This window comes from Catenulispora sp. MAP12-49, assembly GCF_041262705.1.
GTDB lineage: Bacteria > Actinomycetota > Actinomycetes > Streptomycetales > Catenulisporaceae > Catenulispora.
Genome location: NZ_JBGCCP010000002.1, coordinates 336,505 through 348,382, shown reverse-complemented (window position 1 = coordinate 348,382; position 11,878 = coordinate 336,505). Strand labels below are relative to the sequence as shown.

The window sequence follows — 11,878 nt, the reverse complement described above, 5'->3', positions numbered from 1 at the left end:
GTCTTGCGCAGGAACGGAGCCGCAATGCCCGTGGCACGGCATCGACGAGAACTGGTGGTCGGGATCGGCCCGGCCGGTGTCCCGAACGCCCGGCTGGCCGCGGCCGTCGGGCGCGGCGGCGGCGTCGGGGTGGTGGATCTGGGCGCCGGCGGACGGTCCGCGCGCGAGGCCCTGGCCTTGGCCGCCGAGTGGTGTCCGGCCGGGTTCGGCGTCCGCTGCGCACCGGGCTGCCGGCTCGCCGTCGCCGAGCTGGCTGAGCTGACGGATCTGGCGGAGCTGGCGGAGCCAGCCGCACCGGCGGCACCGGCCGAGCTCGGCGGCGGCCGCGTATCCCTGGTGGTCCTCGCCCGCGACGCGCCCTGGCGCACCGAGGAGCTGCGGGCAGCCGGCCACCGGGTCCTGGTCGAGGTGACGAGCCTGGCCGAGGCACGCCAGGCCGCCGATGCCGGCGCGCACGGCCTGATCGCCAAGGGCTCCGAGGCCGGTGGCCGTATCGGCGAGCTGAGCACGTTCGTGCTGCTGCAGCGCCTGCTGGCCGAGCCGGACGTGGACCTGCCGGTGTGGGCGGCCGGCGGCATCGGCGAGCACACGGCCGCCGCGGCGGTACTCGGCGGCGCGGCCGGCGTCGTTCTGGACGTGCAGTTGGCGCTGATGCCGGAGGCCGAGCTGCCGCAGCGGATCGGTGCGGCGCTGCGGGCCATGGACGGCTCGGAGACGATCGTCGTCGACGGCCGTCGAATCCTGCGCAACGTCGCAGAAGAGCACGAGCCCGTCGCCATCGGCCAGGACGGCTTCCTGGCCGCGCGTTTCCTGCAACGCCACCACGACACCGCCGGCGCCGTTCGGGCCGTGTCCTCGGCGATCATCGAAGCGGTCTGTGACGACCACGGCGCCGACCCCCTCCTGCCGCACGCGCCCCTGGCGGCGTCCCTGGGCTTGCGCGTGCCGGTGGCTCAGGGCCCGATGACGCGCGTCAGCGACCAGGCGGCGTTCGCGGCAGCCGTGGCCGATGACGGGGCGCTGCCGTTCCTGGCGCTGGCCCTGGCCGACGGCGAGACGACCCGGACGATGCTGGAGCAGACGGCCGCAGCCCTGGGGGATCGCCCGTGGGGTGTGGGGATCTTGGGGTTCGCCCCGGCGGAAGTGCGTGCCGCGCAGCTGGAGGTGGTGCGGCAGGTGGCGCCGGCGTGCGCGATCGTCGCCGGCGGCCGTCCGTCCCAGGCGCGGGCGCTGGAGGACGCCGGGATCGCCACGTTCCTGCACGTGCCCTCGCCGGGTCTGCTGCGGCAGTTCCTGGCCGCCGGGGTGCGCAGGTTCGTGTTCGAGGGGTCGGAGTGCGGCGGCCACACCGGCCCGCGGGCCAGTTTCCCGCTGTGGGAGGCGCAGCTCGGCGTCATCGAGGACTGGCTGGCCGAGCAGCGCGGCGGCCCCGGAGCAGCCGGAACCACCGAGTCGTCGGGCAGCGTGCAGGTGCTGTTCGCCGGCGGCATCCACGACGCCCGCTCGGCGGCGATGGTCGCGGCCATGGCCCGGCCGGTGACCGCCGCCGGGGTGCAGGTCGGGGTGCTGATGGGCACCGCGTACCTGTTCACCGAGCAGGCGGTGCGCTGCGGCGCGATCCAGCCGCTGTTCCAGGCCCAGGCGCTGGCCGCGCAGGCCACGGCGCTGCTGGAGACCGCGCCGGGGCACACCACCCGCGGCCTGGTCAGCCCGTTCACCGCCGAGTTCGGCCGGCTGCTGCAGCAGCTGAACGCCGACGGTGTCCCGCAGCGTGAGGCCTGGGAGCGTCTGGAGCAGCTGAACGTGGGCCGGCTGCGCATCGCCAGCAAGGGCCTGCTGCGTGCGGGCGCAGACCTGGTCGGCATCGGCGAGGACCGGCAGCTGGCTGACGGCCTGTTCATGGCCGGGCAGGTCGCGGTGCTGCGCGATGCCGTCACCACCATCGCCGGCCTGCACTCCGACGTCACCGACGCCGCCGCCGCGTTCTACACCGCCCACGCCGATCAGGCCGCCGAAGCCCTGGCAGCGCGCGCCCAGGTGGCCGATGCGGAACCGGAGCGGCCCGCGCCGCTGGATGTCGCGATCGTCGGGATGGCTTGTGTGTTCCCGGGGTCGCAGGATCTGGCGGCGTTCTGGGCGACGGTGTTGGACGGTGCGGACCGGATCACCGAGGTTCCGGCGGGGCGTTGGGATCCGGAGGTTTTCTTCGACCCTGATGCGGTCGGGGCCAGGGCCGGGTCTGGTGCGACGCCGTCGAAGTGGGGCGGGTTCGCGCCGTCGATCCCGTTCGATCCGCTGCGGTACGGGATTCCGCCGAAGGCGTTGGGCAGTATCGATCCGGCGCAGTTGTTGGCGTTGGAGGTGGCGCGGCGGGCGTTGGCCGATGCCGGGTTGGACCGGCCTGGTGTGGATCATGACCGGACTTCGGTGGTGTTCGGTGCGGAGGCCGGCAGTGATCTGTCGAACGCGGGGGTGTTGCGGACGACGCTGCCGGCGTATCTGGGGGTGTTGCCGCCGGAGTTGGACGAGCAGTTGCCGAGGTTGTCGGAGGATTCGTTCACCGGGGTGTTGGCCAATGTCATTTCCGGGCGGATCGCGAACCGGCTGGATCTGGGCGGTGCGAACTACACCGTCGATGCGGCGTGTGCGTCCTCGCTGGCGGCGGTTGACATCGCTTGTAAAGAGCTGACGTTGGGCACCAGTGATCTGGTGTTGTGCGGGGGTGTGGATCTGCACAACGGCATCAACGACTTCTTGATGTTCGCCTCGGTGCACGCGTTGTCCCCGACGGGCCGTTCCCGGGCGTTCGATGCCGATGCCGACGGGATCGCTCTGGGTGAGGGTGCGGCGTGTGTGGTGTTGAAGCGGCTCGCTGATGCCGAGCGGGATGGCGACCGGGTGTATGCGGTCATCAAGGGTGTCGGTAGTGCGAGCGATGGCCGGGCGCTGGGGTTGACGGCGCCGCGTCCGGAGGGGCAGCGGCGGGCGTTGCAGCGTTCGTACTCCTCGGCGGGGGTGTCGGCGGCGCGGATCGGGTTGGTGGAGGCGCACGGTACCGGCACCGTGGTGGGTGATCGGACCGAGTTGGGTACGTTGTCGGCGTTGTTCGCCGAGGCCGGTGCCGTTCCCGGCGGGTGTGCGCTGGGGTCGGTGAAGTCGCAGATCGGCCACACCAAGTGTGCCGCGGGTCTGGCCGGGCTGGTGAAGACGGCGCTGGCGGTGCACACCGGGGTGCGGCCGCCGACGGTGAACATCACCCGGCCCAATCCGGCGTGGTCGGCTGCCGACAGCCCGTTCGCGTTCCGCGGTGCGGCGGCGCCGTGGGCGGTTCCGGCCGGGGAGCGCCTGGCCGGTGTCAGCGCGTTCGGGTTCGGCGGCACCAACTTTCATGTGGTGCTGGCCGGGCACGAGCGGGCGCTGGATGTGCGGCACGGCCGGGATGAGTGGCCGGCGGAGCTGTTCGTGTTCCGCGGCACGGACCGGGCTGCCGCACACCGGGCGGTCAGTGCCTTGCTGGCGCGGATGGCGCCGAAGGCCGGTGAGTTGCCGTGGCGGCTGCGGGATCTGGCGGCATCGGCGGCGCGCGCCGCCGATGCCAGCACCGATCGGGCCTGGGTGGCGCTGGTCGCATCGGATGTGGAGCACCTGCATGCGTTGGCGCAGCGTGCGCTGGCTGGGGAGCACGATCCTGCCGCGGGGCTGCACCAGCCGGGTGAGGACGGGTATTTCGGGCCTGGTGCTGCGGACGGTGGCGGTACGGCGTTCTTGTTCCCGGGGCAGGGCAGTCAGCGGCCGGGGATGTTGGCCGAGTTGTTCGTGGCTTTCCCGGAGTTGCAGCGGTATGTGCGGCTGGCTGGGCAGTGGGCGCAGGTGTTGAACCCGCCGAAGGCGTTCGACGCGGCCACTGCCACTGATCAGGACATGAAGATCCGGGATACGCGGGTCGCGCAGCCGCTGCTGGGTGTGGCGGGTTTGGCCGTGGATCATCTGCTGCGCAAACTCGGCATCGTTCCCGATGCGCTGGGCGGCCACAGCTATGGCGAGCTGGTCGCGTTGGCTTCGGCGGGCGCGTTCGATGCGGCGAGCCTGCTTGCGGCCAGTGGTGCCCGGGCTGCGGCGATCCTGGACGCCGCCGGGGATGACCCCGGCACGATGGCCGCTGTGGCCGCGAGCAGCGATCAGGTGCAGGCGGTGCTGGAGGCGCACGGCCTGGCCGCTGCGGTGGTGGCGGCGAACCAGAACTCGCCGAAACAGGTGGTGGTCTCCGGCGGTACCGAGGCCGTGCAGGAGGCGGTGGCGCATCTGCGGTCGGCCGGGTACGGGGCCAAGCCCATCCCGGTGGCTTGCGCGTTCCACAGCCCTGTGGTCGCCGCAGCCGGTGAGGCGTTCGCGCGGGTCCTTGAGGGGATGCCGGTGCGGGCGCCGGAGACGCAGGTGTGGGCGAACCGGACTGCCGCGCCGTATGGGCCGGGCGCGAAGGATGTGCGGGCCGAGCTGGCCGCGCAGATCGGTGCGCCGGTGCGGTTCGCCGACCAGATCGAGGCGATGTACGCCGCCGGGATCCGGGTGTTCGTGGAGGCCGGGCCCGGCAAGGTTCTGACGCGTCTGGTCCAGGCGATCCTGAAGGACCGCCCGCACAAGGCGGTGGTCTGCGAGGAGAACACCGGCGCCGGGCTGCCCGGCTTCCTGGCGGCCGTGGCACAGCTGGCCACTTCCGGTGTCGGCCTGCGCACCGGCTGGCTGTTCGAAGGCCGTGACGCCGTGGACGCCGCCACCGCCGCGCCGCAGCCCCGACCCGGCTGGCTGCTCGACGGCCACCTCGTGCGCACCGCCGACGGACATTTCCTGCCCGGCGGCCTGGCCCCGGCCCGCCGCATCCAGCTGAAGGGGACCACCGTGACGCCCGACCCCACCACCGGCGCAGCGGCCGACGCCCTGCTCACCGAGTTCCTGAAAACCAACCGCGAGATGATCGCCGCCCAGCGCGACGTCATGCTCGCCTACCTCGGCACCGCACCGGCCGGCCGCCTGGTGTGGCAGGACAGCCCCGGTGCGGCCGCGCCGCTGGCCCTACCGGCCCTGACAGCGGCGCCGGAGGCGGCGCCGGTGCCCGCGATCATCGTGACCGAGGCCCCGGCAGCGCCGCCGGCGCGGGAGGACGCCGCCAGGGACGTGCTCGGCACGATCCTGACGACCATCAGCGCCCGCACCGGATACCCGCCGGACATGATCGAACCCGATCTGGACCTCGAAGCCGACCTGAGCATCGACTCCATCAAACGCACCGAGATCGCCGGGGAACTGGCCGAACGCCTGGGTCTTTCCACCACCGGCCTGGACGAGGACAAACTCGAAGACCTCGCCAAAGCCCGCACGGCGCGCGCCATCGCCGACTGGCTCGAGGAGCACCTCGGCGGCGCCGAGCCGCAGCAGAGCGCCGCCGCCGATCGGGAACCGGAACCAGAGCCGGAGCCGGGACCGGAGCTGGACGGCTCGGGCCTGCTCAGTGCTCCGAAACGGTTCGTCATGCGCGAGCAGGAACACGGCTTCCCGGCGCTTGCGGACACCAGCGTCCTTGCCGGGACCCGGCTGGCGATCCTCGGCGTGGACGAGGACGACGCCCTCGCGCAGGCGCTCGCGGCCAAGCTCGGCGGCTTCGGCGCGGACGTGCGGATAGGTAGCGGTATCGGTCAGGGCGTCGACGGGATCGTGCACCTGGGGGCTCTGGGTGCGGGACAAGGCGACAAGCCACGGCTGCTGCCGACGGAGTTCGCCACGATCAAAGACGCGCTGAGCCGCTCGCCGCGCTGGTTCATCGCCGCCGCCTCCGGCCAAGACCGCCTCGGCGCCGCCGGACTCGCCGGGCTGTGGCGCACCATCGCCCGCGAATACCCGGCGATCAGCGCGCGCCTGGTCACCATCGACACCGGTACTGACACTGACGCCGAAACGGACACCACCGGCGCTGGCACTATCGCCGCCGCCACCACGGCCGAGCTCCTCGCGGCGCAGCTCGTTGAGGAGATCGTCGCCGAGGATGCCGAACCGGTGGTGATCCGCCGTGCCGGGCGGCGTTTCCGCGTCGCCGCCGTGGAGGAGCCGCTGGGGGCGTTGGCGGCAGCCGGTGCCGGTCCGGCCGGGGACGGTGCCGCCGAGGCCGAAGCGCTGGGCCTGGACCGGGGTTCGGTGGTGGTGCTGGTCGGCGGCGCCCGCGGCATCACCGCGCACGTCGCCGAAGCCTTGGCCGCGGCGTCCCGGTGCCGGATCGAGCTGCTGGGCCGCACACCGGCGCCGGACGGTCCCGAGCCCGCCGGGATCGCCGCCGCCGGTGATGCGGCAGCGGTGCGGGCCGCGCTGATCGAGTCCGGGGTGGGTTCCCCGGCGCAGGTGGAGAAGCAGACCGCGGCGATCCTGGCCGGCCGGGAGGTGGCCGCGACGCTGGCGCGGGTGGAGGCCCTGGGTGCTGCGGCGCGGTATCACAGCGTGGATGTGCGAGGCGGTGAGGCGCTGCCGCAGCTGTTGAAGGCCATCCACTCCGATCACGGCCGCATCGACGCGGTGGTGTATGCCGCCGGTGTCATCGAGGACAAACTCATCGCCGAGAAGGACCCCGAGTCCTTCGCGCGGGTGTTCGCGACCAAGACCGATGGTGCGCGTGCGCTGCTGGCAGGGCTGGACGACTTGCCGGAGCGTCCCCGGTACACGGTGCTGTTCGGCAGTATCGCCGCCGCGTTCGGCAACCGGGGGCAGGCCGACTACGCCGCCGCCAACGACGCCCTGGAAACCCTCGGTGCCGCCTGGTCGCAGCACACCGGCGCGCACTGCCTGACCGTGCACTGGGGGCCGTGGGCGCCGTCGGGGCACCACGGCGGCATGGTCACGCCGCATCTGGCGCAGGCCTACCGCAAGCGCGGCATCGCCCTGATCGATGCCGAGGAAGGCGCGTTGGCGCTGCTGCGGGAGTTGGCCTGGGGCCGCGGCCCGGCGTCGGTGCTGTATACGGCTTCGCAGCGGTGAGCGTGCACGACGCGCGGGGCGTGAGCGTGCCGGGCCGGGCCGGCGTGCCGGTCGCGGTCGTCGGGATGGCGGTGCTGCTGCCCGGCGCCGCCGACCTGGACGCCTACTGGCGCAACCTGCGTGCCGGCACCGACTGCATCACCGAGGTGCCCGCACACCGGTGGGACGCTGGCTGGTACGACCCGGGTGCCGGCACCTCGCAGCCGGACCGGATCTACTGCCGCCGCGGCGGGTTCGTCGACGACCTGGCCGAGTTCGACCCGGTCGAGTACGGGATCATGCCGGACTCGGTGGCCGGCGCCGAACCGGACCAGCTGATCGCGCTGCGGGTGGCGGCGCGCGCCATCGCCGATGCCGGAGGGCCCGAGCATCTGCCGGAGCGCGACCGGATCGGCGTGGTGCTGGGCCGCGGCGGGTACCTGACGCCCGGTCTGGTGCGTCTGGATCAGCGGGTCCGTACCGCGGGGCAGCTGCTGCGCACGCTGCGGGAGCTGATGCCGCAGCTGGACGCGGAGCAGGGTGAGGCGATCCGGCAGGCGTTCACCGAGGCGTTGGGCCCGAACCGTCCGGAGGCCGCGATCGGGCTGGTGCCGAACCTGGCGGCCTCCCGCATCGCCAACCGGCTGGATCTGCGGGGCCCTGCCTATACCGTCGACGCCGCCTGCGCGTCCTCGCTGGTGGCGGTCGATCACGCCGTGGCCGAGCTGGTCTCCGGGCGCTGCGACACGATGCTGGCCGGCGGGGTGCACCACTGCCACGACATCACGTTGTGGAGCGTGTTCAACCAGCTCGGGGCGCTGTCGCGCAGCGGGCGGATCCGGCCGTTCGATCGCGGCGCCGACGGCATCCTCATCGGCGAGGGCACCGGAGTGGTCGTCCTCAAACGCCTGCCCGATGCGGTGGCCGCCGGCGACAGGGTCTACGCGGTGATCCGCGGCACCGGTGTGGCCAGCGACGGCCGGGCCGCGAGCCTGCTGAACCCGGAGCCGGCCGGGCAGATCCGGGCCGTGCGCGCCGCCTGGGCCGCCGCCGGACTGGACCCGCGCGCAGCCGACGCCGTCGGGCTGTTGGAAGCCCACGGCACGGCCACCGCCGCGGGGGATGCGGCCGAGCTGGTCACCATCGCCGAGACCTTCGGCCCACCGCTGCCCGGTGATGGTTCTGGAGCCGGCTCCGGTGCCGCACCGGTGCTGGGGTCGGTGAAATCGATGATCGGGCACACCATGCCCGCCGCCGGAATCGCCGGCCTGGTCAAAGCGGCGCTGGCCGTGCACCACGGGCTGCTGCTGCCGACGCTGCACTGCCAGGACCCGCACCCCGAGCTGAAGAACACCCGCTTCCGGACCCTTTCGGCCACCGAAACCTGGCCCGAGAGCGCCACACCACGGCGCGCCGGTGTCAACGCGTTCGGATTCGGGGGGATCAACGCCCATGTCGTCCTGGAACAAGCGCCGGCCCCGACGCGGCGCCGGCGCACCACGACCGGTACTGACACTGGTACTGACACCGGGGCCGGGACAGGTTCGGCGGCGGCTTCGGCGGCGGAGCGCGAAGTTCGGCTGGCCGCCGACGACCCGGCGACCCTGGCCCGGATGCTCGACGCCATCGAATCCGGCCTCGAATCCGAATCTGGCACCGGCGATCTGGTGCAGCGCGGCAACGGCCGCTATCGGCTCGCGATGGTCGCGCCCACCGCGCGGTCCTACAAACTGGCGCGGCGGGTCATCGCCGCCGACCAGCCCTGGCGCGGACGCGGCGACGTGTGGTTCACCGGCCGGCCGCTGCTCGCCGACCACGGCGCCGCCAAGATCGCGTTCATCTTCCCCGGTCTGGAAGGCGGCCACGAGGACGGCACCGGCGCCACCGGCAGCGTCGGCTCCCACGGACTCGGCGTGTTCCAAGTCGGACGGCAGCTGGAGCGGTCCCTGCGGGACATCGGTATCGGCCCCGCGGCCGTGGCCGGACACAGCGTCGGGGAATGGACCGCGATGGCCGCCGCCGGCATGTTCGCCGGAGCGGCCGTCGACGACTTCATCGCCGGCTTCGACCCGGACTCCATGCGCGTGCCCGGGCTGGCCTTCGGCGCCATCGGCGCCGGCGCCGACCGCGTCAGCGCACTGCTGCCGCGCTACCCCGGGATCGAGCTGTCCCACGACAACGCGCCCAACCAGTGCGTGGTGTGCGGGCCGCAAGAGGCGACGACAGCGCTGCTGGCCGAACTGCGGCACCAGGGAGTGCTGTGCCAGGTGCTGCCGTTCCGTTCGGGCTTCCACACCCCGATGCTGCGTCCGTACCTCGACCCGATCCTCAGCGCGTTCGAACACTTCGAGATCCACCCGCCGACGCTGCCGGTGTGGTCGGCGAACACCGCCGCGCCGTTCCCCCACGACTCCGACCAGGTCCGGGACCTGTTCGTCCGGCACCTGCTGGAACCCGTCCGGTTCCGGCACACGATCGCGGCGATGCACGAGGCCGGGATCCGCGCGTTCGTCCAAGTCGGCAACGGCGCCCTGGCCACCCTGATCGGCGACATCCTCGGCGAGCGCGACCACCTGGCCATCGCCGCCAGCACCCCCAACCGCGAGGCCGCCGCCCAGCTGCGGCGCGTGGCCGCCGCGTTCTGGGCCGAAGGATTCACCACCGGCCGAACCGGCAGTAAGGACCAGCCCGACAGCAGGCCCGCGGCGGCGCGCGCCGCCACCACGATGCGGCTGGACCTCGGCTCACCGCTGGTCAGCCTCGGCGACAAAGCCGCCGCCCTGGCACCGGTGCCGCCGGCCCCTGCCCCGGCTGCGGGGCTGACGCAGCTTGATGAGATCGCCGGCCGGCATCCGGTGGCCGCGCAGGTCGCGCAGCTGCTGCGGGAGACGGCGGCCAGTACCAGTGCGGTGTTGGCGGCGCGCAACAACCAGCCCGCCGACCAGCACGGCGGCAAGCGCCGAATCAGGCTGGCCGTGGACACCGAGTCGATGCCGTATCTGCTCGACCACTGTTTCTTCCCGCAGCGTGATGACTGGCCCGATGTCACCGACCGGTTCCCGGTGGTGCCGGCCACCACTGTCATCGCGCACATGATGGAGGCCGCTGCCGCTGCCGCGGGCTCTGCCGCGATCGGGGTGCGCGACGCCCGGTTCGACCAGTGGACCGCCGCGGCGCCGCCGATCACCGTCGAGGTCACCACCCGGCCGGGGCCCGACGGCCTCGTCGATGTCGAGTTCGGGCCGTATGCCCGGGCGAGCATCGAGACCGGACGCGCCTATCCGGCGCCGCCGCGGCTGTGGCCGGTCGATGTCGGCGGCGAGCGCGCGCCGTCGATTCGTGCCGGGGATCTGTATGAGGACCGGTGGATGTTCCACGGGCCGCGTTTCCAGGGCGTGAGCGAGCTGACCGCGATCGGGGACCGGCATGTGCGGGGGGTGATCGCGGCGCTGCCGACGCCCGGTGCGGTGCTGGACTGTGTCGGGCAGCTTCTCGGGTACTGGGTCATGGACACGCTGCCGGAGCGGACCGTTGTGTTCCCGATGGGGATGAAACACATCGTGTTCCACGGCCCGGCACCGGCGGGCCCCACCGAGTGCCACATCCGGATCGCACAGGTCGGTGACACCACTGTCGTCGCCGATGCGCAGCTGAGCTGCGGCGGGACGGTGTGGGCGCAGATCGCCGGCTGGACCGACCGGCGGTTCGGCAGCCACCGGGACACCCGGGCCGTGGAGCACGACCCCGGGGGTGCGTTGCTGGCGTGGCCGCAGCCCGGCGGCTGGTTCGCCGTGTTCGACCGGTGGAGCGATCCGGCGTCCCAGCAACTGCGGATGCGCGGCTATCTCGGTGCTGCCGAGCGTGAGGTGTTCGGCGCGCGCCCGCCGCGCGGGCGGCGGCAGTGGCTGCTGGGGCGGATCGCCGTCAAGGACGCCGTCCGGCAGGCGATGTGGGACGGCGGCGGGCCGGCGAAGGTGTTCCCGGCGCAGATCGGCGTCGGCCACGACGATGCCGGGCGGCCGTTCGTGACCGGGACGCACGGCACGGTGCTGCCGCCGCTGACGGTGTCGCTCGCGCACAGCGGCGAGATCGGCGTCGCCATCGCCCGCCCCGACGCCGGCGGGTCGGTGTGCGTGGGGATCGATGTGGAGCAGGTGGTGCCGCGTGATGAGGCGACCATCGATTTCGCGTTGTCACCGGCGGAGAAGACGATGCTGCACCGGCTCGCCGACGGCGACCGCGATGCCAACGGCGATGGCGATGGCGATGGCAGCCTCAATGTCTGGTTCGCGCGGCTGTGGACCGCCAAGGAAGCCGTCGGCAAAGCCCTGGGCACCGGACTTGCCGGCGACCCGCGCCGCTTCACCGTCGAGCACTGCTGCGCCACTAGCGCGACCGTCACCGTCCGCGCAGACCACCGCCGCTTCCCGGTGCGGCTGCATCAGCTGGCCAACCCCGACGACCTGCCCGCCCGGACCTATGTCATCGCCGTCACCGAAGGCGCCGAACCCGACCCTGACGAACCCGACGACCACGACGACCACGACGACCCCCAGGAGAGCCGCCCGTGAGCACCCAGACCCCGCACACCGCCGAGCAGACGGTGCTCGCGGAGATCGCCGCCATGCTGGCCGCGATCCTGGACGAGTACGGACTCGACGACATCGTCATCGACGCCGACAGCCGCTTCCACGACGACCTGGAACTGGAGAGCATCGACCTGGTCGCGCTGGCCGGCAGGCTCGCCGACCGCTACGGCGAGGCCGTCAACCTCGCCGAGTTCATCGCCGACCTCGGCCTGGAGGAGATGATCGACCTCACCGTCGGGCAGCTCGTCGACTACGTCACCGAGGCGCTCGCCCAGGCCGGGGCGAGCTGAGCG

At 72.9% G+C, this 11,878-nt stretch carries 3 protein-coding genes; all 3 read left to right on the top strand.

The annotated features are described in order from the left end of the window. Positions 1-24 precede the first annotated feature (24 nt). Genes ABIA35_RS05675 through ABIA35_RS05665 form a run of 3 tightly spaced genes read left to right on the top strand, consistent with a single transcriptional unit; the run spans position 25 to position 11,875 of the window. Positions 25-7,017, top strand: coding sequence for an SDR family oxidoreductase (locus ABIA35_RS05675; RefSeq protein ID WP_370357110.1), 6,993 nt, complete (start codon positions 25-27; stop codon positions 7,015-7,017). Continuing rightward, a complete protein-coding gene (locus tag ABIA35_RS05670; RefSeq protein ID WP_370357108.1) occupies positions 7,014-11,567 on the top strand; it encodes a beta-ketoacyl synthase N-terminal-like domain-containing protein in 4,554 nt (1,517 codons plus the stop codon). Before ABIA35_RS05675 ends, ABIA35_RS05670 begins: the two co-directional genes overlap by 4 nt. Beyond that, positions 11,564-11,875 (top strand): acyl carrier protein, encoded by a 312-nt coding sequence (locus tag ABIA35_RS05665; RefSeq protein ID WP_370357107.1) that lies wholly within the window; start codon positions 11,564-11,566, stop codon positions 11,873-11,875. Before ABIA35_RS05670 ends, ABIA35_RS05665 begins: the two co-directional genes overlap by 4 nt. Positions 11,876-11,878 lie beyond the last annotated feature (3 nt).

Bases quoted from the DNA above. Each gene is read 5' to 3' on its own strand.
- ABIA35_RS05675 (WP_370357110.1), top strand. From the start codon at position 25: ATGCCCGTGGCACGGCATCGACGAGAACTGGTGGTCGGGATCGGCCCG.